The sequence below is a fragment of the Cobetia sp. UCD-24C genome (assembly GCF_001306765.1).
GTDB lineage: Bacteria > Pseudomonadota > Gammaproteobacteria > Pseudomonadales > Halomonadaceae > Cobetia > Cobetia amphilecti.
On the sequence record NZ_LJTD01000004.1, the window covers coordinates 504,080 to 526,527 of the forward strand.

General features: G+C 63.8%; 17 protein-coding genes. 2 read left to right on the forward strand and 15 right to left on the reverse strand.

Annotated features, from left to right (window positions below; translation table 11 throughout):
• Window positions 1-247: 247 nt before the first annotated feature.
• Window positions 248-907 carry an NADPH-dependent FMN reductase gene (locus tag AOG28_RS08565; RefSeq protein ID WP_200906759.1) on the forward strand — a complete coding sequence of 220 codons (660 nt, stop codon included), beginning with the start codon at window positions 248-250 and terminating at the stop codon, window positions 905-907.
• A 117-nt stretch (window positions 908-1,024) separates the two neighbouring features.
• Here AOG28_RS08565 and AOG28_RS08570 read toward each other — a convergent pair whose 3' ends face one another.
• The 6 genes from AOG28_RS08570 to AOG28_RS08595 form a co-directional block, all read right to left on the reverse strand.
• On the reverse strand, window positions 1,025-2,065 hold the full coding sequence (locus tag AOG28_RS08570; RefSeq protein WP_082388535.1) for a type II asparaginase: 1,041 nt from the start codon (window positions 2,063-2,065) through the stop codon (window positions 1,025-1,027).
• A gap of 249 nt (window positions 2,066-2,314) precedes the next feature.
• Entirely contained in the window at window positions 2,315-4,030 is a 1,716-nt protein-coding gene (locus AOG28_RS08575) for a gamma-glutamyltransferase family protein (protein ID WP_054556069.1), read from the reverse strand.
• A gap of 51 nt (window positions 4,031-4,081) precedes the next feature.
• Window positions 4,082-4,921 carry a sulfite exporter TauE/SafE family protein gene (locus AOG28_RS08580; protein ID WP_054556070.1) on the reverse strand — a complete coding sequence of 280 codons (840 nt, stop codon included), beginning with the start codon at window positions 4,919-4,921 and terminating at the stop codon, window positions 4,082-4,084.
• Window positions 4,922-5,160: 239 nt separating this feature from the next.
• Window positions 5,161-6,489: a TRAP transporter large permease gene (locus AOG28_RS08585; RefSeq protein ID WP_054556071.1), complete on the reverse strand. Its 1,329-nt coding sequence runs from the start codon at window positions 6,487-6,489 to the stop codon at window positions 5,161-5,163.
• On the reverse strand, window positions 6,486-7,016 hold the full coding sequence (locus AOG28_RS08590) for a TRAP transporter small permease subunit (RefSeq protein ID WP_054556072.1): 531 nt from the start codon (window positions 7,014-7,016) through the stop codon (window positions 6,486-6,488). The genes AOG28_RS08585 and AOG28_RS08590 overlap by 4 nt, the downstream gene beginning before the upstream one ends.
• 202 nt (window positions 7,017-7,218) lie before the next feature.
• Window positions 7,219-8,310, reverse strand: a complete 1,092-nt coding sequence (locus AOG28_RS08595) for a TRAP transporter substrate-binding protein (protein ID WP_043332696.1) — start codon at window positions 8,308-8,310, stop codon at window positions 7,219-7,221.
• Between the two features lie 672 nt (window positions 8,311-8,982).
• Here AOG28_RS08595 and AOG28_RS08600 point away from each other — a divergent pair.
• Complete coding sequence (locus AOG28_RS08600; protein WP_054556073.1) at window positions 8,983-9,930, forward strand: hypothetical protein; 948 nt, start codon at window positions 8,983-8,985, stop codon at window positions 9,928-9,930.
• Window positions 9,931-10,040: 110 nt separating this feature from the next.
• On the opposite strand, the gene AOG28_RS08605 is transcribed toward AOG28_RS08600, so the two are convergent.
• The 9 genes from AOG28_RS08605 to AOG28_RS08645 form a co-directional block, all read right to left on the reverse strand.
• Complete coding sequence (locus AOG28_RS08605) at window positions 10,041-10,493, reverse strand: Lrp/AsnC family transcriptional regulator (protein WP_043332694.1); 453 nt, start codon at window positions 10,491-10,493, stop codon at window positions 10,041-10,043.
• Window positions 10,494-10,671: 178 nt separating this feature from the next.
• Window positions 10,672-12,387, reverse strand: coding sequence for a bifunctional UDP-sugar hydrolase/5'-nucleotidase UshA (gene ushA / locus AOG28_RS08610; protein WP_326998957.1), 1,716 nt, complete (start codon window positions 12,385-12,387; stop codon window positions 10,672-10,674).
• A gap of 278 nt (window positions 12,388-12,665) precedes the next feature.
• Window positions 12,666-14,096: a uracil-xanthine permease family protein gene (locus AOG28_RS08615; protein ID WP_063124266.1), complete on the reverse strand. Its 1,431-nt coding sequence runs from the start codon at window positions 14,094-14,096 to the stop codon at window positions 12,666-12,668.
• Window positions 14,097-14,387: 291 nt separating this feature from the next.
• Window positions 14,388-14,696 carry a putative quinol monooxygenase gene (locus AOG28_RS08620; RefSeq protein WP_052384416.1) on the reverse strand — a complete coding sequence of 103 codons (309 nt, stop codon included), beginning with the start codon at window positions 14,694-14,696 and terminating at the stop codon, window positions 14,388-14,390.
• Between the two features lie 293 nt (window positions 14,697-14,989).
• A complete protein-coding gene (locus AOG28_RS08625; protein WP_043333519.1) occupies window positions 14,990-15,649 on the reverse strand; it encodes an oxygen-insensitive NAD(P)H-dependent nitroreductase NfsB in 660 nt (219 codons plus the stop codon).
• A 187-nt stretch (window positions 15,650-15,836) separates the two neighbouring features.
• Window positions 15,837-17,423, reverse strand: a complete 1,587-nt coding sequence (gene guaD, locus AOG28_RS08630) for a guanine deaminase (RefSeq protein WP_235507000.1) — start codon at window positions 17,421-17,423, stop codon at window positions 15,837-15,839.
• Window positions 17,423-18,403: a xanthine dehydrogenase accessory protein XdhC gene (gene xdhC, locus AOG28_RS08635; RefSeq protein ID WP_082388537.1), complete on the reverse strand. Its 981-nt coding sequence runs from the start codon at window positions 18,401-18,403 to the stop codon at window positions 17,423-17,425. The genes guaD and xdhC overlap by 1 nt, the downstream gene beginning before the upstream one ends.
• Window positions 18,400-20,814, reverse strand: a complete 2,415-nt coding sequence (gene xdhB, locus AOG28_RS08640) for a xanthine dehydrogenase molybdopterin binding subunit (RefSeq protein ID WP_082388538.1) — start codon at window positions 20,812-20,814, stop codon at window positions 18,400-18,402. Before xdhB ends, xdhC begins: the two co-directional genes overlap by 4 nt.
• Window positions 20,792-22,321: a xanthine dehydrogenase small subunit gene (locus tag AOG28_RS08645; protein ID WP_082388540.1), complete on the reverse strand. Its 1,530-nt coding sequence runs from the start codon at window positions 22,319-22,321 to the stop codon at window positions 20,792-20,794. Before AOG28_RS08645 ends, xdhB begins: the two co-directional genes overlap by 23 nt.
• Window positions 22,322-22,448 lie beyond the last annotated feature (127 nt).

Consider the following 22,448-nt stretch of genomic DNA (forward strand, 5'->3'; position numbering starts at 1 on the left):
GCAATCAAGGAAAGAATGGGGAAGGCGGTAAAGCCGCCAGGCAAGAAATTCATGGCGGGGAATGCATGGCTGGGAATGCACATTCATGATCTGTGTCAGACGCAGCATGAAGATTGATGCAGTGTCTTGCGATGCAGTGTCTTGCGATGCAGTGCATCGGTGTTCAGAGTCCGGAGTATGATGCAATGCAAGAGCGAATATCGAGCACAGAAATCCACTTCATGGGGCTCGCAACAAGGAGAGAACAATGGCACTGAAGATTCTGGTCTTTCTGGGGTCGGTACGGACCAGCACACCCCCCGCACCTGCACGTCTTGGGGAAAGGGTTGCCAGGTGCTGCGTCACACAGCTCGAGGAAAGTGGCCATGAGGCGGTATTGATCGATCCACTCGATTACGATCTGGCAGACCCCTTCAAGCCGCTGTTCTCCTATGCGCAGCGCAATGCCCCCCAGGACTTGCTCAACCTCGCCCAGCAGATCGAAGCGGCGGATGGTTACGTGATGGTCAGCCCCGAGTACAACCATTCCATGAGTCCGGCGCTGGCCAATCTCCTAAATCACTTCGGCAGCTCGCTTTACTCCTACAAGCCCTCGGTGATTGCGACTTATTCCGCAGGACAGTGGGGCGGGGTACGCGCAGCGGTCAACATGCGCACCTTCCTCTCGGAGTTGGGCTGCTTGCCGGTCTCGGCGATGATTCACGTGCCTCGGGCGCAGGAAGTGCTCAATGAAGATGGCGGCTACGCCGAGAGTCAGGATGCCCGGGAATGGGGCGGCTATCTCGACCGCGCCTTCGAACAACTTGCCTGGTGGGCGAATGCCGCCAGGCGTTATCTCGAGAGCGAAGACGGTGAGAAGCGCCCCGGCGCCTTCACGCGCAGCCCCTCGCAGCGCAACGCGCCTTGAAGGAGTGATAGCGTTCTTTGCCTCGATAAATGGGTGACGCAGCAAAAAGGGACTGCCTGAGCAGTCCCTTTTTGCATTGATAGTCAGTCACGTTTCGTCACGTCATTGACTGCCGGCTCACTCGAAGTAGCCACGCACCTTGTCCATGTCATCAGTCTCCGTCAGCGCCAGCGAGAGCAGAATGCGCGCCTTCTGAGGATTGAGGGCGCCACTGCCGATGCCTTCTTCCTTGGCACTGACGATACCATTGCCGGTACGGGTGCTGCGCACGACCGGGATGCCATCCGCCATGGCCTGCTTGACCAGCGGCTTGACGGTCTCCGGAATCGAGCCATTGCCGCTGCCGGCGATCACGATGCCCTTGGCGCCGTTGTCGAGGGCGGCGGTGAACAGCGCCGGGTCCATGTCCTGGTGGGCGTAGATGATATCGACCTTCGGCAGGCCATCGAGGGACGTCACGTCAAAGTGAGGCTTGTCGGTCGGTGTCGCCGGTGTGTAATAGAAGTGCGGCTTGCCGCTGATGAAGGCACCGAGGTAACCCTGCTCGGTCGCCTTGAAGGTGTCCATCATGATGGCATTGGTCTTGGTAGTGTAATACGCCGAGCCGATGCGGTCGTTGAGCACGATCATCGCCCCACGTCCCTCCGCACCTTCATCGGCTGCCAGGGTGACCGCCTCCAGCAGGTTGAAGGGGCCATCGGCACTGATGGCAGTCGCCGGACGCATGGCGCCGACCATTACCACCGGCTTGTCACTGTCGACGGTGAGATCCAGGAAGAAGCCGGTCTCCTCCAGCGTGTCGGTACCGTGGGTGATGACTACGCCGTGGGTGGCGTCCGTCGCGAGCTCTTCATTGATCGCCTTCGACAGCTTGAGCAGGATTTTCTGATCGATATTGCTGCTGCCGGTGTTGGCGATCTGTTCACCGGTCACCTCGGCGACATCGGCCAGTTCTGGTACGGCGTCCAGCAGCGCTTGCACCCCCAGGCTGCCGGATTCGTAGTTGGTGGTGTCCGTGGAGGAGGCAGAGTTACCCGCAATCGTGCCGCCGGTGGCATAGATCTTCACCCCCGGGTGTTCCGCGGCGTTGGCCTGAATGCCATAGGCCAGGGAACAGGCGGCGATCGAGATGGCAGCTACAAGGCGGCGGGGAGTCATGAAGTCAGCTGTTGTCATTATGGTGAGTCGCTCTGTCGTTGTTATGAGGGCAAATGAAGGTCGTGTCTCAATATTTCATTATTCATGAATAAGGAATATCTAAATTTAAGAGGTCAGTTCTCCTTGTCATCTTGTGTGGCGATTGATGCTCAGCATGGGGTGGAGGCGGGAGTCAGGCGGAAGGCTTCATCCCCCATCGAGTCAAGCAAGAAGCCGGCCAGTTCGTGACATGACACTGGCCGGTTTTCATCACGTCAGCGCCGCACCACCATCACTGCGCGGGTCGTGGGCCGCCTCGACCTGCCCATCCGGGTGGCGCATCACGGCGCCGGCGTGCCCCAGGGTGTCGCTGAAGGCCTCATCGAGGACTTCCACTTCGTGGCCCATGGCCGAGAGTGTCTGAGCCATTTCGCCCGCGAGGCGCGATTCGAGCTTGAGGCTGGTGCTGACATCGCCCCAGGTGCGGCCGAGCAGCCAGCGAGGCGCGCTGATCGCGGCCTGCAATGACATGCCGTGACGGGCGATGCGCGTGAAGACAGCCGCCTGAGTCTGCGGCTGGCCTTCACCGCCCATGGTGCCGAAGGCCATCACACGGCCATCATCGAAGCAGGCCAGTGACGGGTTGAGGGTATGGAAGGGCTTGCGGCCCGGTGCCAGGCTGCGCAGTCTGTCCGGCGACAGGTCGAACGCCAGCCCACGGTTCTGCCACATCACGCCGCTGCTGGGCAGCACCATGCCACTGCCGAATTCCCAATAGACGCTCTGGATGAAGCTGACGGTGGTGCCGTCACTGTCCGTCGCGCCCATCCAGATGGTGTCGCCTTCGGCGGGCTCGTGCGGCCAGCCCAGCGCGGACTGCATGTCGATCATCTCGGCCTGGCGGGCGAGGGCCTCCGGGGAGAGCTGTGCCTGTTGCGTGGCGATGCTGCCTTCGAGGCTATCCTCGAGCGCCCCCTCGATGCATTCCGGCGAGGTAATCAGGCTGTCGCGTACCAGGAAGGCGCGCTTGGTGGCTTCGATCAGCGCATGCAGGTGACGCGGTGTGTTGCCGTCCGCCTCGCTGATGCCATGCGTCGCGCTCAATGCATCGTAGAGCCCCAGAATCATCAGCGTCGCGAGGCCCTGGGTCGGTGCGGGCAGGTTGTATACCTCACTGTCACGCAAGCGGACCTTGAGCGGCGTGACGCGCTGGGCGCGATAGCCGTTGAGGTCTGCCAGGCGCAGCGGGCTACCGGCGGCTTCCAGTTCCTGTGCCATGCGCGTGGCAAGTTCACCACGATAGAAGTCATCGAGTCCGGCATCTGCCAGACGCGAGAGCGTCGCGGCCAGCGCCGGCTGACGCAGTCGTGCGCCTTCTTCCAGCGCGATCGGCTCACCTGACTCGCTCTGACCCAGATAGCGCTCAGCGAAGCCGGGCTGCTGCGAGAGCATGGCCAGGTGTTTTTCGCTGAGTGCCTTCTGACTGGCGCTGACGGCCACGCCATCATTGGCATGCCGGATGGCGTGGCCCAACAGTGTCGAAAGCGGCAGGGGCGAGCGCTCATCCGCTGAGGTCTCGGCAGAGAAGGCCAGCGCCTCCTGCCAACCGCCGATGGTGCCGGCCACCGTCAAGGCCGACAGCGGTCCGCGGGTCGGGATGCTGCTGCCGTTGGCCAGGGGAGCAGCATCCTCACTGTCAGCCGCATAGCCATGGCCGTGCTCGGCATAGAACTCTCGGCTGGCAAGCCCTGCCGCCGGGCCACAGGCATCGATCGCCAGCGGCGCCAGCCCCGGACGCTTGATCAGCCAGAAGCCGTCACCGCCGATGCCGTTCATGTGGGGGTAGACCACTGCGATGGTCGCTGCCATCGCGACCATCGCCTCGATGGCGTTGCCACCATCGCGCAGGATATCGCGGCCCGCTTGCGCCGCCAGATGATGGGGCGCGGCGCAGGCGCCGCCAAAACCACGTCGGGTATGAATCATGGCGTCTTGCTCCTGAGGATTCCGTTGTTGTTATTGAGCGTCCAGTGCGTCTCAGCTACCGGTGAACAGGTCGTAGAACATGCGCAGTGCCGTGAACATCAGGAAGATGGCGAAGACCTTCTTGAGCTTGGCGGCGTCCATCGCGTGGGCCAGCTTCGCACCGATCGGAGCACACAGCATGGTCGCCGGTACGATGGCGGCGAAGCCGAGCAGATTGACGTAGCCGATGGAGCCCGGCAGCAGGTTCGGTTCGCCGATGCCATTGAGCAGGAAGCTGGCGGTGCCCGGCAGGCTGATGACCAGACCCAGCGCCGCGCCCGTGCCGACGGCCAGGTGCATCGGGGTGCCCAGGGTGCTCAGGGTCGGCACGCTCAGAGTGCCGCCGCCGATGCCCATCAGCGTCGAGACGCCACCGATGAAGGTGCCCAGTGCGCCGCTGCCCAGCGGGCCCGGCAGGCCAGTGCCCAGCACGGTGGACTGACGGCGGAACATGTTGAGCGCGACCAGGAAGGCCACGGTGGCAAACAGCCCCATCAGTACCGCACCGCTGAACAGATTGGACAGCAGGCCGCCGATGATGACGCCGATGATCACGCCCGGCAGCAGGCGCTTGAGAATCGCCGGGTCCAGATTGCCCTTGGCGTAATGCGCCCTGGCCGACATGATCGAGGTGGGAATGATGGTTGCCAGTGAAGTGCCGACGGCCTGGTGCATGCGCACCGCTTCATCGACGCCCAGCAGGCTGAAGAGGTGAAAGAGCACGGGCACGATGACGATGCCGCCGCCGACCCCCAGCAGGCCGGCCATCACGCCGGCAATCATGCCGGTGACGATCAGTGCGGCGATCAGGCCGAGAATCCAGTGCAGTGGATAGGCTGAGAACAGTTCCATGGTGTTTCCTTGTCGTCCCCGTATGGCGCGGGGTGGTTCATTGCTGATGAAGGTTGCCGATGAACGCCATCGGCAGTCGATGCATGTCCCCGGAGCGTTGGCGGGGGTGCTGTCTCCAGGGAGGCGAGCCGGTGGGCAGGCCACAAGACATTACGCGTTGCTGAATTACCTTGCCAATGGCCTTTGCGCTGAATCACCACTCAAGTGTCTCGAGCGGCGCCGGTAGATGGCTGGCCGGCTTACCAACCGATCGCTTCCGGCAGCCAGGTAGCGAGCCCCGGGAAGCAGAACAGCAGCACGACTGCCGCAGCCTGCAGGCCCACGAAGGGCAGCACACCGAGATACAGATGGCGGGTGGTGACCTCGGGGGGAGCGACGCCCTTGAGGAAGAACAACGCCCAGCCAAAGGGCGGCGTCAGGAAGGACATCTGCAGATTCATCGCCACCAGCACGCCCAGCCACACCATGTCGGTGCCATAGCCGATGAAGACCGGCAGAAACATCGGCAGCGCGATATAGCTGATCTCGATCCACTCGAGGAAAAAGCCGAGCACGAACAGTATCACCATCAGGAAGATCAGCGCGCCCAGCTCGCCGCCCGGCAGCAGGTTGAACAGATCATGCACCATGTTCTCGCCGCCAAGGCCGCGGAAGGCCAGCGAGAAGGGCTGCGCGCACAGCAGGATGAAATAGACCATGGCGGTGATGGTCAGGGTCGAATGCAGACAGGCCTTGAGCATGGTGAAGTTGAGACGCCGCGCCAGCAGCGCGATCAGCATGCTGCCCAGCGCCCCCATCGAGGCCGCTTCGGTGGGAGCGGCCACGCCACCCAGAATCGAACCTAGCACCGCGAACACCAGCATCAGTGGCGGGATCACGCTACGCGCCAGATCACGCAGCAATTCCTTCATGCCACCGGCAGCGGCGCGCTCCTCTTCCGGGATGGCCGGGACGAGGTCCGGCTTCCACCAGCCCAGCACCAGCAGATAGACGATATAGATGACGGCGATGGCCAGCCCCGGCACGAAGGCGGCGGCAAACAGGGTGCCGACGGATTCGCCGAGAATTTCCGACAGCAGGATCAGCACCAGGCTCGGCGGAATGATCTGCCCCAGGGTGCCGGAGGCGCAGATGGTGGCCGAGGCCACGCCCGGGTGGTAGCCGCGGCGCAACAGGGTCGGCAGCGTCAGCATGCCGACGGTGACCACCGTCGCGCCGACGATGCCGGTGGAGGCGCCCATCAGCACGCCGACCAGGATGATCGCGATGCCCATGCCGCCATTGACGCCGCCCATGGCGCGCCCGATGGTCTCGAGCATGCCCTCGGCGACCCGCGATTTCTCGAGCATGACCCCCATGAAGACGAACAAGAGGATCGCCAGCAGGGTGTAGTTGGTGACCACGCCATAGAGACGGGCCGGCATCAGGCTGAACAGCAGCGGGCCAAAGCCCGCAAGCCCCGCCACGAAACCGGCCACGGCCAGGGAAATCGCGACCGGAATGCCGATCAGCATCAGGACCAGAAAACCGCCGATCATGGCCAGCGCGATCCACTCGTTCGGGCTCATGGCGTCACCTCGCGTTCCAGGTCACCGTCGACGGGCTTGCCGGACAGTACCAGCAGCGCGCGCAGGCAATCTGCCACGCCCTGCAGCGCAAGCGCGGCGAACCCGAGGGGAATGAAGGCCTTGAGCAGATAGCGATAGGGCAGGCCGCCGGGGTCGGGCGAGCCTTCCATCAGCTGCCAGGACTGCTCGGTGTAGCTCAGGCCCAGCCAGGCGATGGCGGCGCCGATGGCGATGGTCATCAGCGCACCGATCAGATCCACCAGCGCGCGGCCCTTGAGGGAGAAGCGGTCGTAGAAGACATCGACGCGAACGTCGGCGCGATGCTTGAGGGCGTAGGAGATGCCCAGCAGCGCGATGGGAGAAATCAGGTGCCACTCGAATTCCTGGAGTGGCACGGGGCTGATGCTGAAGAAGTAACGCAGCAGCACGTTACTGGCGACCAGCAACACGAGCGCCAACAGCGAGTAACGGGCAATGACGCCCAGTCGCTCGATGATGCCCTCGAGAAAATGGATGACGTACAGCATGGCATGGCCTCATGAACGCCACGACGGGACAGGTCGTGGCGTTGGACAGGGAAGCAGGAAGACGGAGAAAGGCGTTTGCGCTCAGGGCTTGTACCTTGAGTTCGCCCCCGCAGCGCAGCGAAGGGCGAGTTCATCGGGCGACGGGTCTGAACGCGAGACCCGAGTCGACAGGTGCGAGCCGCGAGACCCGAGACACCAGGCGTCAGAGCGCCAGGAAGGTCTTCTCGCTGACGGCGGCCCATTCCTTGTGCTGGTCGCGGAAGGCCATGAAGGACTCGTGGACGCGCGCGGTATCCGGATCGGCCGCCGCCATGTCGGTCAGCGTCTTCTCGGTGACTTCCTTCAGGCGCGCTACCACCGCGTCCGGCAGCGGCTGGGCGGTGACGCCTTCGTTGTCGACCAGGTCATTGAGCGCCTCGGCATTCACCGACTCGCACCAGGCCTGGCTCTCGACGTTGCACGCCTGGGCGGCGGCCTTGACGATGGCCTGCAGGTCTTCGGGCAGGCCCTCCCAGGCCGCCTTGTTGATCATCAGCTCGGTGACGTTGGTCGGCTCGTGCCAGCCGGTGGTGTAGTAATACTTGGCGGCCTTCTGCAGCCCCAGGCGGCGATCCTGATAGGGGCCGACGAACTCGGCGGCATCGATGACGCCACGTTCCAGCGCCGGGAAGATCTCTCCGCCGGGCAGCAGACGCACGGCCACGCCCAGTTCGGCGTAGACCTTGCCGGCCAGCCCCGGGATACGCATCTTCAGGCCCTTCAAATCCTCGACCGTATTGATCGGCTTGCGGAACCAGCCGGTCATCTGCACGCCGGTGTTGCCCATCGGGAAGGCGATCAGCCCCTTGGGAGCGTAGAGCTCATGCCACAGCTCCAGGCCGCCACCGTGATACAGCCAGGCATTCATGCCCTGGGTATTCATGCCGAAGGGCACGGTAGTGAAGTACTGGGCGGCGGGAATCTTGCCGGCCCAGAAGTAGGCATTGCCGGCGTTCATCTCCACCACGCCACTGGCGACGGCATTGAAGCCCTCCAGGGCCGGAATCAGCTCACCGGCCGCGAAGTGCTGGATCTTCATGCGCCCACCCGACATGGCCTCCACCTTGCGGCAGAAGTCGGTCGGACTGCCCGGGCCCTCGACATAGAAGGGCGAGCCCGGGCCGTAGGCATTGGTCATCTTCCATTGATAGGTCTTGTTGGATTCCGCGCGCACGATGGCGGGCGCACCCATCACGAGTCCAGCGGTAGAGGTTGCCAGTGCGGCACCCAGGAACTTGCGACGATCGAATGTCATGGGAGGATCTCCTGCGGACGGATGACCAGTAATGCCCTTGTGACAGACTGCTTTGAATGCTCTGTGTGAAAGAGTCTTCTGTCTCAAGGGGTGCCTGTACGGCATGCCGACATCGAGGCCGGCGATCTTGTTGTGTAGGTGTTTCTGCATGTTCTTGAGTAGCGTTGCCTGTCATTTGTCAGCCAGGAGGCTGCCATTTGTCAGTGGGCTACACGGATGACTCTGCAAGGCGTGTGCCATTTGGCGCGCAGGGAGATTTGTTCTTTATTTTCAATCGATTGTATGGAGATTCTGGACGCTGTGTTCCGCTGATGGAGCGTGAGTGCGCCCCTGGCGTTGCCCAAGTGAAACCGTGGCAGCGCTGATTGGCAAAGTTCAGGGCCTGACAAATGTCAGAAGATGACGCCTGTCGCGGCATTTGTTCACCGATAGCGACGGGGAGGGTGACATCTGGCTCACGAATGTGGGGTGGGGATGATCAATTGTCATGCTCGCGACCTGATGGTGCGCGCGATCGATCATGGTGCGCCTGGATAGGGGCGCTCAGAGTCGGTCAATCAGCGTCGGTCAATCAGAGCCGGTTCGCCCACCTCTAGTCTTCATGCGAGGCGCCACAGACGACAGTCTGACGGGTCGGTGGCATCATGCGGCTTTGTCCTGATGGAGCGTTAGATGTCACCTCATGAGCCTGAAGAGCCTACCGCCCGCTCGGAGTCTTCGCCTGCCGCCGTACCCACCTCCGTGACGAAGACTGCCGGGCCGCGCCTGCCCGTCAAGCCCGGGACGCCGGAAGGGGCACAGGTACCGCGCATCCTGCTGGTCGCCATCCTGGTGGTGATGGCGGTGCTTGCCTGGTGGGAAATGCCGCAGCAGTGGGCGCTGGATTTCCTCGACGCCACTCTGGGTCAGGCATTCAGTGCCTTCGCCATCGCCAAGGGCCTGAATGCGACCATCTCGGTACTGCAGTCCTCGACCATCGACCTGCAGGTGTTTCAGGTCTCGCCCGGGGAAGCGCTGGACCCCGCCAATGACATGATCGAGCGCTTCTCGTGGGTGATGTTCGCGGCGACCGGCTCGCTGGCGCTGCAGAAACTGCTGCTGGGCATTTCCGGCTCGCTGATCATCAAGGTATTCGCCAGCGGTGCCTGCCTGCTGGCAGCGCTGGGGCTGCTCACGGGGAGTCGCCAATCGGCCGATGGCGTGCATCCCCGTCAGCGCTGGTGGCAGGTGGCCATTCTGCGCGTGGCCCTGTGGGGCATCGCACTGCGCTTCGCGGTGCTGAGTGTCGCGCTGGCCAGCGGCGCTGCGGGTCAGGCCTTTCTCGATGACAGCCGCGATACCCAGATGGCGCAGCTGAGCGTGACGCAGCAGCAGCTGGCGGAAGTCGCCGACAAGCAGGTAGGTGGCGCGCACGAGGAGCGCAGCTGGTGGCAGCAGTTCAAGGGCAGCATGGAAGGTTGGGTCGGTGGGCCGATCACCAGTGTCACCCAGGGTTTTGATGCGATGACCGACAAGGTGATCGACCTCACCATGCTGTTCATCACCCAGACGGTGCTGTTCCCACTGGGCTTTCTGTGGGTCGTGCTACGGCTGCTGCGCGGGCTGGCAAGGTTGAAGTGACGCTTGCAGTGACGCTTACAGTGATATGTGAGGTGACGAGTGAAATGACGGCTCCGGCGCCGTCCGGGGCTGCGGCGTCAGAGACAGAGGCAGTGACAGAGACAGAGACGTCATAGCCGCGCGCCGCCACGCCGGTGCTTCACGCGGGTCATCAGCGACTTGCAGTCGACGGAGAGAATCTCGTCGCGATTGAAGATATGCGCGCGCACGAAGGCATCGAAGGCCTCGTAGCTGTCGGTGAGGGTGTGGATGTGCAGGCTTTTCAGGTCGCTCATGATATAGAGGCTGACCACCTCGACGCAGGCGGAAAGCTCCTCGGCGATGCGTTCGATGGCACTGGGGGCGACGGTCAGGTCCACGAAGGTGGAGATGCCCTTGCCGAGCTTGTCGGGGTTGATGACGGCGGTGAACTGTTCGATCACGCCGCTCTCGACCAGCGCCTGGACACGGCTGCGCGCATGGGCACGCGAAATGCCGAGCTTGCGGGCGATATCGGCGTAGGACATGCGACCGTCCTTGATCAGCAGGTTGAGCAGCTCACTGTCGGTGCGGTTGAGGTTCATGGGCCTGGGTCTCGACGGTCTTTGTTGTAGTGGTGCGCATGCCTTATCAAACCTGTGCGATCCGCACTTGTATAGTCCGACTTCCACCTCTGGCGAGGAGATACCGGCTCTGGAAACCACAACGGGACGCCAAGGCGTCCCGTTGTCATGTGCATGTTTAGAGCAGAAGCCTCAAGCGTCACTGATAGACGATCTCGCCCTGGGGCGCGTATGCCGCGACGTCGATCGGGCTCTGCTCGGCAAGGTAGGCCTTGAGCACATCGGCATCGACGAAGCCGGTATCCAGGTAACCCGGCAGCTCAGTGACCTTCGGATAGCCATCCCCTCCGGCGGCATTGAAGCTCGGGATGGTGAAGCGATACTGCGCGTCCATGGCCAATGGCTGGCCCTGAATCATCACGTCGGAGACGCTGCCTTCTGCGCGATTGACGCGCAGGCTGACGCCGGCGAACTGGGCATAGGCGCCGGAGTCCACCGGTTGGGTGGCCACCGCCTCGAGATACTCGAGTACCTCGTTGCCTGACATGGTCACGACCCCCACGGTGTTGCCGAAGGGCAGTACGGTCAGCACATCCTTGTAGGTGATCTCGCCCGCGGGCAGCGAGGCCCGCACGCCACCTGCGTTCATCACGCCGAAGTCGGCCTTGCCGGCCTGCATGGCGGCGGTGGCGATCAGGCGTCCCAGATTGGTCTGGGCAAAGCGCACCACGTCGCGCTCACCCTCCAGCCTGCCGTTGCTCTGCGCGACTGTGACGTTGAGCTGCGCCTGGCCCTTTTCCTGATAGGGGCGCAGGAATTCGCGCAGTTCGCTGTCCTCGGCAATTTCCTCTGCGACCAGCACCTTCCTGCGCTCGCCATTCTCTTCGACGGTCTTCTTGAGATTCACCGGAATCAGCTGATAGTTGACCATGGTCAGCTCGCCATTGCGGAACTCGTAATCGGCGCGTCCCACGTACTTGCCCCATTCATGCGCCTGCACGATGTAGGTGCCATTCTGGCGGTCCGGCTGGCAATCATCGCCGGGCGCAAAGTTCGCCATCCGGTTGGTGCCCTCCATGCAGACCGGCTCCTGGGAGTGGCCACCGACGATCATGTCCAGTTCGCCGTAGGGCAGATAGCGCGCCAGCGAGACATCGCCCGGCGCATTGATCCCATGCTCGGCATTCTGATAGTGGCCCATGTGGGTGACGGCGAAGATCAGGTCCGGCTGCTCATGCTCATTGAGCTCCTCGATGGCCTTGCGCGCCTCTTCCTTGGGGTCACGGAAGTCGAGATTGCTGAAGTATTCGGGGTTGCCGATGCGCACGGTGTCTTCGGTGGTCAGGCCGATCACCGCGATCTGGATGCCATGCTCATCGAAGATCTTCCAGGGCGCGAACAGCCGCTCGCCGCTGGTCTTGTCATAGATATTGGCGGCCAGCATCGGGAAATCGGCCCAGTCGCGTTGCTTGAGCAGCACCTCCAGCGGGTTGTCGAATTCATGGTTGCCCACCGCCATGGCGTCGTAGCCGATGCGGTTCATGCCCTTGAAGTCGGGTTCGGCCTGCTGGAGATCGGATTCCGGTACGCCGGTGTTGATGTCGCCACCCGACAGCAGCAGCACGCTGCCGCCTGCGGATTCCACCTCGGCGCGGATGCGGTCGATCAGCGTCTTGCGCGCCGACATGCCGTATTCGCCATCACTGCTCTGCCAGAAGCGACCGTGGTGGTCGTTGGTGTGCAGCACCGTCAGGTGGTAGGTGGTGTCGGCCTGCCATTCATGGCCCGCCTGGCTGGCACAGGCACTCAGCGTACTGAGCAGTGCAGCCCCCAGCAGGGCCTTCAGCGCCATGCGCGAGTGGGTAGGCGCGCGCAAGCCCGGCGCATTTGATGAGGTGAGTCGAGTGTTCAGCATGAGCGATACGTTCCTTGTGTCTGGCTCCGGTGCGCAATGGCGCGTTACAACCTGAAAGTGCTGATGGAAAGGGTACTGATTGCAAGAGTGCTGATTGTAAGAGTGTTGATGGTAAAACTGCTTGAAGGGTGGAGACGGCATGAACAACCCCATGCAGTCTGCCTCATTGCTGTGGAGATTGGATGACCGACACACGAAGTGCGAACTTTCTAGACCGACATGAAAAAACCGGCCAATGATGCGCCGGTTCTTTCATGTCTCATCGCTGCGCCTGCGGGTCAGGCGTGTTCCTGGTCCGCGCTGATGCTGTCGGTGGATTCACGCTCACTCGCCTTGGGATTGAACACCTCGGCGTCTTCCATCTTCGGCAGCAGCAGCTCGGCGATGATGGCGGTCAGCCCGCCCATGGTGATCGGCGAGCGCAGCGCATCGGCGAAGGCGCCCGGAATGGCGTTCAGCACATCCGGCACCATGCCGACGCCAAGTCCCAGCCCCAGGGCCAGCGCGATGATCATCATCTCGCGGCGCCCAATGGGCTGCGCCATCAGGATGCGGATGCCGGACACCGCGATCAGCGCGAACATCAGGGTGGTGGTGGCGCCGAGCACCGGACGCGGCATCTGGGTCAGCAGGGTGGCGATGAAGGGCGACAGGCCCAGCAGCAGCAGGAAGCCTGCCACGTAGCGGCCCACATGGCGGCTGGCGATGCCGGTCAGCTGGATCACGCCGGTGTTCTGGCTGAAGGTGGTGTTGGGGAAGGTGCCGGCCAGCGCGCCGAGCGCGGAATTCAGGCCATCGCCCAGCACGCCGCCGCGCAGACGCTTCTGGTGCAGCTCATCATCCACGGCGAGACCCGAGGCGCGTGCGCTGCCGGTGAGGTCACCGACCGTCTCGATGGCGGTGATCATGAAGATGAAGGCCACCGGCAGGAAGGCGGCCAGCGAGAAATCGAAGCCGGTATTCAGGGTCGCCGGATGCGGCAGGGCCAGCAGGGCGGCATCGGCCAGCTGCGGTGCATCATAGAGGCCACCGATGGCGGCGATGATGCAGCCGACGGCCATGCCGATGAAGATGGAGGCGATTCTCAGCCACGGGTGACGCGAGACCTGGCAGGCCAGCACCGTGATCAGCACACAACCGGCCAGTGCCAGATTGGCGGGCGCACCGAAGTCCTCGGCGCCGAAGCCGCCGCCGATGTCCGTCATGCCCACCTGGATCAGGCTCAGGCCGATCAGCATCACCACCACGCCGGTGACCACGGGCGTGATGACCCGCTTGAGCCACGGCAGCACCGTGCCCAGCGCCATCTCGATCAGGCTGCCCGCCAGGCAGGTGCCGAACAGCACCGCCAGTACCTGTTCGTCACTGGCATTCTGCGAACGAGCGATCAATCCGGCGGTGATCAGCGCGGAAACGAAGCTGAAACTGGTGCCTTGGATGCTCAACAGCCCTGAGCCGAACGGGCCGATGCGCTGGGACTGGATCCAGGTGGCGACCCCGGAGACCACCAGTGCCATCGACAGCAGGCTGGCGGTGTAGGCATCGAGGCCCAGCGCGCTGGTGATGATCAATGTCGGTGCAATGATACCGGCCAGACTGGCCAGCAGATGCTGGGCGCCGGCGAGGGCCGAGATGGGGACCGACGGGCAGCTTTCGAGGCCGAGCAGTGGTTCGTCGATCCCCTTGGAATCGGAAGAGGATTGGCTCATGTGACGCTCCTTGTTCTGCTCGCGGTGCAATGGCGAAAATGGTGTCGGGCACTGGAGTGTTCAGCGCGGGCAGCCAATTATAAGCAAGATGTGAACCAAGTTCAGTGCTCGTATCGATTTTTCCATTACTTGTTGCGTGTCCCGCGGCCAGGCCAGCGGATGAGAAGGCCAAGCCCGTGTACCACAAACGCAAGATCCCCGCCGGGCGTCATGCCCGGCGGGGATCGGTCTTTGCTCTCGCGGCGCCTTGTCTGAGCGAAGGTACGCCCAGCGGCTCAGCGGCTCAGCGGCTCAGGGCGTCAGCAGGCGCTGGATATTGAGGCTGATCTCGCCTTCGCCGAAGGTGCTCAAAAAGCCCTGGAAGTGCTCGGTGGCCACGTGGGCTTCGATGGCGTCTTCATCCCACCATTCTTCCAGAACCACGAAGTCGCCTTCCGGTACCGGCTCACCTTCCGCGACGTTCTTGTCGATCGCGAAGAATTCGTACTGCAGGCAGCCCTTGTCGGACTGGCTCTTCTCGACCAGTTCGGCGAGAGCATCGCGTGCCTTGTCCTGCTGGTCGGCGGGGAAGGTCAGTGTCGCGATAAGCTTGATGGACATGGCATGAATCCTGTCGTGGGCGTAAGAAGTGGACGTAACAGATGGGAGAAACGAATCAGGCACGTAAGCCGGCCATCGCCGCCGGGAATGCACTGCGCTGGCCTGCCTCGAAAAGGTGGCATGTCCGCCATCGGGATGCAATGCGGCGGGCACGGGCGGCGACTTGCCCCCCCGTGCCCGCCGTTGGCCCGCAAGGCGGACACGTCGATGTCTTGCGGACAGCTGCTGTGAACAGATCTTCAGAATCCGCTCTTGAGCGCGAGCTGCTGAGAGCCCGGCCTTGAGAGCGAGCCTTACAGGCGAGTGAAGATCTCGTCTGCCGGCAGACGGGACTTGGGCAGCTCGGCATTGAAATCGTCAGCGGCGCGGTAACCCAGGCTCACGGCGACCAGGGCGTTGAAGCCTTTCTCGCGCAGGCCGAATTCCGCATCCAGCGCCACCGGGTCGATGCCTTCCAGCGGCACCGCATCGATGTTCAGGCTGGAGGCCGCATACAGCAGGCTGCCGTAGTTGAGGTAAACCTGCTTGTCCATCCAGTGCTGCAGGTCCTTGAGGTCATGACGGTGCAGGTCGATGAACAGACGACGCGCGCCGTCCATCATCGCGCTGAACTCGTCATCCTTCTTGAAGCGGCCATCAGACGCTTCGGTGTCCAGCAGGTGGTTCAGGTAGTCGTCGTCCAAGGTGGAGCGAGTGCAGAACAGCACGACGTGAGACGCATTGGTGATCTTCGGCGAGTTGAAGGCGTACTTGTCATCGGTTCCGGCGCGCGCGAAGCGCTGCTTGGCATCGTCGGATTCCAGCACCAGGAAGTGCCACGGCTGGGAATTGACGCTGGAGGCGCTCAGGCGCATCACGTTTTCCAGTTCCTGCCAGTCGGCGGCGCTGATCTTGCGTGCCGGATCGAAGGCCTTGGTGGAATAACGACGTTGCATGATGGCGGTGGGAGTCATGATGATGGTCCTCGTAGTGGCAGGCCAGTCGCTGAGCGTCCATGACCTTTTGGAAGAAGATGTCGCCATCATAGCGAGTGGATTCAGCGTTGAGTATCCGCGTTGCGCGCATCTTTAAGATGAAAAAATGGCACCAATCCTGAGAATTGGTGCCATATGTCAATTACTTGTCATCGCTGTGATGCTTTCATGGCATTAATGCTGCGGCAGGCTCTCTGGATGGCGTCTCAGAAGAAGCACTCAGCATCAGGCTGTGCAGCTTGCGGCACTGGCCCGCCACATGGACTTCGCGTATCACGCGGTCGTCGCCCAGCATCATCAATGCGAACAGCACCTCCTGAAGCGACACCTGCGTGGACTGACCCCAACGAGTGCGCCGTGCCAGCAAGGGCGTGGCAGCGGGGTCGAGCAGGATGACATCGGCTTCCATGCCCGGACGCAGGTTGCCGACCTTGTCTTGCAGGCGCATGGCGCGCGCATTGCCCAGTGTCAGTTGATAGAAGCCCTGCCAGGGCGTCAGCGGTTGATTGGCGCGTGTCTCAAGCCCCGCCACATCATGGGCGACCGCGCCGTGAAGCTGGCCGACCTGATAGGCGGCCTTGAGGCTCTCCAGCTGACACAGGCTGGAGCCACCGCCGACATCGGTGGCGATGCTGATGTTCATGCCCATGGCGCGGGCACTGGCGCGATCGAAGAGTCCGCTGCCGAGAAACAGGTTGGAGGTCGGGCAGAAGGCGATGCTGGCGCCACGATCCGCGATGCGCTGACGCATGCCATCGTCCAGGTGGATGCCGTGGGCGAAGGTGGTGCGCTCATGGCTCAGGCCGACATCCTCATAGACCGCCAGATAATCCCGAGCGTCGGGGAACAGCTCGGCGACCCACTTCACCTCATCGAGATTCTCGGCCAGATGGGTCTGCAGGTGCAGGTCCGGCTGGCTCTTGAGCAGTTGGCCGGCAGCATCGAGTTGCTCGGGCGTGGAGGTCGGCGCGAAGCGCGGCGTCAGCACATAGCCGAGGCGGTCACGCCCGTGCCAGTCGGCGATCAGGCGCTCGTCGTCCTTGAGCGCGGCGACCCCGGAGTCCAGCAGTTCGGGCGGGGCGTTGCGGTCCATCATCACGCGCCCGGCGTGTACGCGCATGTCGCGAGCGCGAGCGGCCCGGAACAGGGCATCGGCACTGGTGGCATGTGAGGTGGCGAACACCTGGGCGCTGGTCGAGCCATGACACAGCAGCGCATCGAGGAAGGCATCGGCGACCTCGGCGGCATGTGCGGGGTCGGCGAAGCGCTGCTCGGCGGGGAAGGTGTAGGTGTTCAGCCAGTCGATCAGGCAGTGGCCGTAGCTTGCGATGATATCCAGCTGCGGGAAGTGCACATGGGTATCGATGAATCCCGGCATCATCAGGCCTTCGACGTTGCGCGGCGGAGACAGGCGCATCAGCTCGCCCACGGCCTCATGCCGGGCAAGTGAATGATGATCCCCCACGGCGACCACATGGCCTGCATGCATCACCAGCAGCGCATCGGCGTAGTGTTCGACGGCGCGTGCCAGGGTCGCCGCCATGTCAGAGGCTCGTGTGCCTCCCTTATCGCTGCCATCGCTCGAGGCCGCCTCACTCAGCATGGCGTCTTCAGGGTCGGCGACGAAATGCAGCAGTGCTCCACGCAGCAGGCTGACGCAGGAAGCGTCCTTGGCGGCCGCGCGCAGGGCTGCCGTCAGGCGCTGCTCATCCAGGTGGCAGGCCGCAGTGTGCGACGTGTCTTGGTCAGTCATCATTCGGCCTTCTGTGTCGTTTCTGTCTGGTGCATCGCGTCAGGGGCAAAATGGGCGCGCAGCTGGCGGGCACCCTGACGCGTCAGCCCATGGCTGTCCAGTGACGTACCTTGAATTGACGTGCCATGTCCGGTGACCTTGTCGGGCGAGTTCACGGCCGCTTCGTCACTGCGCCGCGCCTCGATCTGCAGCAGTTCCGCGACGACGCCAATCGCGATCTCCTCAGGGCGTTTGCCGGGAATGCCGGGCACGCCGATCGGGCAACGAACGCGGGCGATCTGATGCTCCGCGAGATCGCCGCGCAGGCGCTGGCGAAAGCGCGCCCACTTGCTGCTGGAGCCGATCAGCCCCAGCGAGGCCAGGTCATCTCGTGGTGCGAGCGCGGCGACCAGCGCCTGGTCCTCGACATGGTCATGGGTCAATACCAGCACATGGCTGCCCGCCATCACGGGTAGTGATTCACTGGCGGGCGCGGCTTTCGCGGTCGGCGGCTCGGTCAGGATATTGAACGCCTGACGCGCTACACGCCCCTCACAACCCGCGGGGGTCGTGGCGGCCGTGAGCTGCTCGGGGCGTGAGTCCCGCCAGTCGATCTGCCAGCCCAGCGGTGCCAGCAGCGTGACGATCGCCTGACCGACATGGCCGGCGCCGAACAGGGCCAGCCGTGGCGCAAGTGCCGGGTACAGCTCGATCAGCACCTGCACATGGCCGCCGCAGCATTGCTGGACATGCTGGCCGAGCGCGATTTCCTCGAGCAGGCAGCCTGACTGCCCTTGGGCCAGCCTCTCGCGGGCGCGCTCCACCACCAGCTGCTCCAGCCGTCCACCACCGAGGCTGTCGTGCAGCGTATCAGGGGTGATCAGCATCTTGCTGCCGGCACCACGCGGTGCAGAACCCGCCACCGTTACCACGGTGGCCAGTGCATGCGCCGTCAGCGCTGCCTGGGCCTCGGCGAGCGCCTGATACCAGCGGGCACTCATGACGGCACCTGCGTTGGCTCTGCGCCAGCAGTGTCGTGCTGCTCCTGCCAGTCACGCTGTTCGCGCGCCGCCAGCATCACGCGCTCCGGCGTGGCTGGGGTATCCAGGCGCACCGCGCGGCGATAGTCGGTCAGCGAGGCCAGCGCATCGCGCAGCGCCGCCCACACGCTGATGGCGAGCATGAAGGGCGGCTCGCCGACCGCCTTGGAGCGGTAGATGCTGGCGGCCGAGTTGGGATGTCCCTCCAGCAGGCGTACCTTGAGCGCGCCGGCCGGCACGTCACTGATCGCCGGAATCTTGTAGGTCGCCGGGCCATCGGTGAGCAGCCGGCCATCCTCGTTCCACTTGAGCTCCTCCGTCGTCAGCCAGCCCATGCCCTGCACGAAGCCACCCTCGATCTGACCGATGTCGATGGCTGGATTGAGCGAATCACCGACATCATGCAGGATCTCGGCGCTTTCCAGACGGTATTCACCACTCAGCGTATCGACGACCACTTCGCACAGCGCCGCGCCGAAGGCGTAGTAGTAGAAGGGGTGGCCGGTGCCGCTGGCGCGATCGTAATGGATATCCGGGGTGGCATAGAAGCCCTTCTCGGACAGTGAGATGCGTTCCAGATACGCCGCCTGGATCAGCTCGCCCCAGGTCATCAGCACACCGCTCGGGCCATGCAGCTCACCATCCGTGAGGCTCAGGCTGACGCGTGGCTGGGCGAGATGCTCGGCGGCGAAGTCGAGCAGGCGCATCTTGAGGCGCAGGCAGGCATCACGCGTCGCCATGCCGTTGAGGTCCGCGCCGGAGCTTGCCGCCGTCGGCGAGGTGTTGGGCACCTTGTCGGTGCGGGTGGCGGTGATGCGCACCTTGTCCACGCTCAGCCCCAGTTCACGCGCCGCGACCTGGGTGATCTTGGTGTGCAGGCCCTGGCCCATCTCGGTGCCGCCGTGATTCACCTGCACGCTGCCATCGGTGTAGACATGCACCAGGGCGCCTGCCTGATTGAGGTGCTTGGCGGTGAAGGAGATGCCGAACTTGACCGGTGTCAGCGCCAGCCCCTTCCTGACCACCGGATTGGCGGCATTGAAGGCACGTATCTCGGCGCGGCGCGCCCAGTAGCGGCCACTGTCCTCGAGCTGATCGATCAGGGTCGCCAGCAGCGGGTGCTGATTGACGTGTTGGCCATAGTGCGTGGTCTCACGGCCTTCGCAGTAGAGATTGCGCTTGCGGATCTCCAGCGGGTCACGCCCCAGACGCCGGGCGATATCCTCCATCGCGGATTCGACCGCCAACATGCCCTGAGGGCCGCCAAAACCGCGGAAGGCGGTATTGGACGCCACATTGGTGCGTGCGCGAATGCCGCGCACGTGGGCATTCCCCAGGTAGTAGGCGTTGTCGGCATGGAACATGGCGCGATCGACGATGGCATCCGACAGGTCCGGCGAGTGGCCGCAGTCGCCGGTCAGCTCGATGATGGCGGACTCGATGCGCCCGCTGTCATCGACGCCGAATTCATAGCGATGGTGGAAAGGGTGGCGCTTGCCGGTCAGACGCATGTCATCTGCGCGTGCCAGTCGCAGGCGTGCCGCGCGGCCCGTGCGCCGGGCGACCATCGCGGCCAGACAGGCCACCGGTGCGGCCTGGGTTTCCTTGCCACCGAAGCCGCCTCCCATGCGGCGGGTCTCCACCGTGACGGCGTGGAAGGGCACGCCGAGCACTTCGGCAATCAGCTTCTGGACTTCGCTGGGGTGCTGGGAGGAGCTGTGCACCAGCATCTCGTCATCTTCGCCGGGCAAGGCCAGTGCGGCCTGACTTTCCAGATAGAAGTGTTCCTGGCCGCCGCTTTCCAGCTCACCGCTCAGTTGCCAGGCGGATTTGGTGAGCTTGGTGCTGATGCTGTCGAGATCGCCGGCGCGGCCATTGGCGAGCCGTGCCTGGGTGTGGGTCGGGCGCACCAGATCACCGCGGCTGGCCGCCTCGCGCGGGTCCAGGCACACCGGCAGGGGCGTGGTGGCGACCTTGGCCAGTCGCGCGGCCTGACGTGCCGCGCGCTCGCTGTCGGCGGCGACCACGAAGAGTGCCTGACCATGATGGCTGATGATGTCACTGACCAGCAGCGGGTCGCCGGGGAAGACCGGCCCGACATCGCTGTGACCGGGGATGTCGGCGGCGCTGAGCACGCAGACCACGCCGGGGGCACGGCGCACCGCTTCGAGATCCAGCGCATCCAGAGTGGCGTGCGCGACCTCACTCATGCCGATGGCCAGATGCAGCGTGCCGGTGGGCAGTGGCAGGTCATCCACATAGCGCGCCGAACCGCTGACATGGCGCTGGGCACTTTCATGCTGACGTGACTGGAGAACGGGGGCGGCCGGCGCGGCGCTGGCGTCGGACTCAAGACTGTGCAAGGTACGCATCGAGGCTCTCCAGTGGCGTGAGGGAAGTCGTGGGCTGGCGCTCATTCAGGATGCGCTGGGCCACGCGGGGAATCAGATGGCTGGCGGCCAGCAGGCGATACTCGCGTGAGCCGCGCACGTCACTGAGCGGTGAGAAATCAGCCTGCACGGCCTGTTCGATCTGCTGACGAGTCTGCGCCGTCAGTCTGGCGGGAGTGAGAGATTCCAGCGCTTGCAGCGTCAGCAGTGCTTCAAGGTGCGGGGCGCGGGCCGGAACCCCGGCCATGCCGCCGAAGGCCACCCGCCAGTGTTGCGCGCGCCCGCTGGCATCCCGCCGCCAGGCGAAGACGCCGAGCAGGGTGGAGATGTCATCATCACGCCGCTTGGACAGCTTGTGCACCGCCAGTCGCTGGTTGGGCAGCGGGCGCGGCAGGAAGACGGAGTGGATGATCTCGTCCGGCATCAGCTGGGTACGCTTGTAGTCGAGGAAGTAGTCCTCGAGCTTCAGAATGCGCTCATTGTCCTGGCTCATCAGCTGGAGATAGGCGTCCAGCGCGATCAGCAGCGGCGGCATGTCACCGATGGGCGAGGCATTGCCGATATTGCCGCCCAGGGTGCCACGATGGCGGATCTGCTCGCTGCCCAGTCGCGTGAGCAGCTCCGCGCCATCCGGGTAATGTTCCCGCAGCAGCGGCATCAGCTGGTGATAGCTGACCGCTGCCCCGATCCACCAGCCTGCCTGACCGGCGTGCTCGCCTTCCTCTATCTTGCCAAGCGCCGCGACCTGGGTGGTGTCGATCAAGGCCGGGAAGTCGCGCAGGCGCTGGGTGTGCTCCAGCATCAGGTCCGTGCCACCGGCGATCAGCGCGGCATCCGGGCGCTCGGCGCGCAGCGCCAGCAGGGCCTGCAAGGTGACCGGCCGATAGAAGCGGCCGGTGTCTCGATCATCATCAGGGGCGGTGTCGTGCGCTTTCGTTGTGCTCACGCCAGCGTCCTGCAGGCTGGCTGGCCCGAATTCGCCTTGCAGCAGACGGTGAGCGGCCTCGCGGATCGGGCGATAGCCGGTGCAGCGGCACAGGTTGCCGCCCAGTGCATGATCGATCATGGTGTCGCGCTGTCTGGCATCGATCACTTCGCCCTGATCGATCTGGCGCTGATGACGGGCATGCAGCACAGCAAGACTCATGGCGATGCCCGGGGTGCAGAAACCGCATTGACTGGCATGGGTGCTGACCAATGCCTGCTGCACTGCCGAGAGGGTTGGCGCCTGGCTGGCATCCGCCAATCCCTCGACGGTGATCAAGTCGCAGCCGGCCAGCTGGTGGGCGGGCATCAGGCAAGCATTGGCGGTGCTCACATTGTGGCCCGGCCCCTGCAAGGCAATGGTGCAGGCGCCGCAGTCGCCGGAGGCACAGCCTTCCTTGGTGCCGTCTTGCCCAAGTGAGGTGCGTAGCACTTCGAGTACGCTCGTTCCCGGTGCAGGTGAGGGCAGTCGGCACGCGCGCCCGTTCAAGGTGAAGTCGATCATGCGGGCATCCTGTCAGGTCGTATTGTCATTGTGGTGCCTTGTTGCGTACAGCGTGGTTCCAACGCTCAAGTCCTCTGTTCTACGCTGCCGGCGGGCTGGGCTGTCTTGCCAGCGGGCCTGTTCTATC

Bases quoted from the DNA above. Each gene is read 5' to 3' on its own strand.
- AOG28_RS08565 (WP_200906759.1), top strand. From the start codon at position 248: ATGGCACTGAAGATTCTGGTCTTTCTGGGGTCGGTACGGACCAGCACA.
- AOG28_RS08570 (WP_082388535.1), bottom strand. From the start codon at position 2,065: ATGACTCCCCGCCGCCTTGTAGCTGCCATCTCGATCGCCGCCTGTTCC.
- AOG28_RS08575 (WP_054556069.1), bottom strand. From the start codon at position 4,030: ATGATTCATACCCGACGTGGTTTTGGCGGCGCCTGCGCCGCGCCCCAT.
- AOG28_RS08580 (WP_054556070.1), bottom strand. From the start codon at position 4,921: ATGGAACTGTTCTCAGCCTATCCACTGCACTGGATTCTCGGCCTGATC.
- AOG28_RS08585 (WP_054556071.1), bottom strand. From the start codon at position 6,489: ATGAGCCCGAACGAGTGGATCGCGCTGGCCATGATCGGCGGTTTTCTG.
- AOG28_RS08590 (WP_054556072.1), bottom strand. From the start codon at position 7,016: ATGCTGTACGTCATCCATTTTCTCGAGGGCATCATCGAGCGACTGGGC.
- AOG28_RS08595 (WP_043332696.1), bottom strand. From the start codon at position 8,310: ATGACATTCGATCGTCGCAAGTTCCTGGGTGCCGCACTGGCAACCTCT.
- AOG28_RS08600 (WP_054556073.1), top strand. From the start codon at position 8,983: ATGTCACCTCATGAGCCTGAAGAGCCTACCGCCCGCTCGGAGTCTTCG.
- AOG28_RS08605 (WP_043332694.1), bottom strand. From the start codon at position 10,493: ATGAACCTCAACCGCACCGACAGTGAGCTGCTCAACCTGCTGATCAAG.
- ushA (WP_326998957.1), bottom strand. From the start codon at position 12,387: ATGCTGAACACTCGACTCACCTCATCAAATGCGCCGGGCTTGCGCGCG.
- AOG28_RS08615 (WP_063124266.1), bottom strand. From the start codon at position 14,096: ATGAGCCAATCCTCTTCCGATTCCAAGGGGATCGACGAACCACTGCTC.
- AOG28_RS08620 (WP_052384416.1), bottom strand. From the start codon at position 14,696: ATGTCCATCAAGCTTATCGCGACACTGACCTTCCCCGCCGACCAGCAG.
- AOG28_RS08625 (WP_043333519.1), bottom strand. From the start codon at position 15,649: ATGACTCCCACCGCCATCATGCAACGTCGTTATTCCACCAAGGCCTTC.
- guaD (WP_235507000.1), bottom strand. From the start codon at position 17,423: ATGACTGACCAAGACACGTCGCACACTGCGGCCTGCCACCTGGATGAG.
- xdhC (WP_082388537.1), bottom strand. From the start codon at position 18,403: ATGAGTGCCCGCTGGTATCAGGCGCTCGCCGAGGCCCAGGCAGCGCTG.
- xdhB (WP_082388538.1), bottom strand. From the start codon at position 20,814: ATGCGTACCTTGCACAGTCTTGAGTCCGACGCCAGCGCCGCGCCGGCC.
- AOG28_RS08645 (WP_082388540.1), bottom strand. From the start codon at position 22,321: ATGATCGACTTCACCTTGAACGGGCGCGCGTGCCGACTGCCCTCACCT.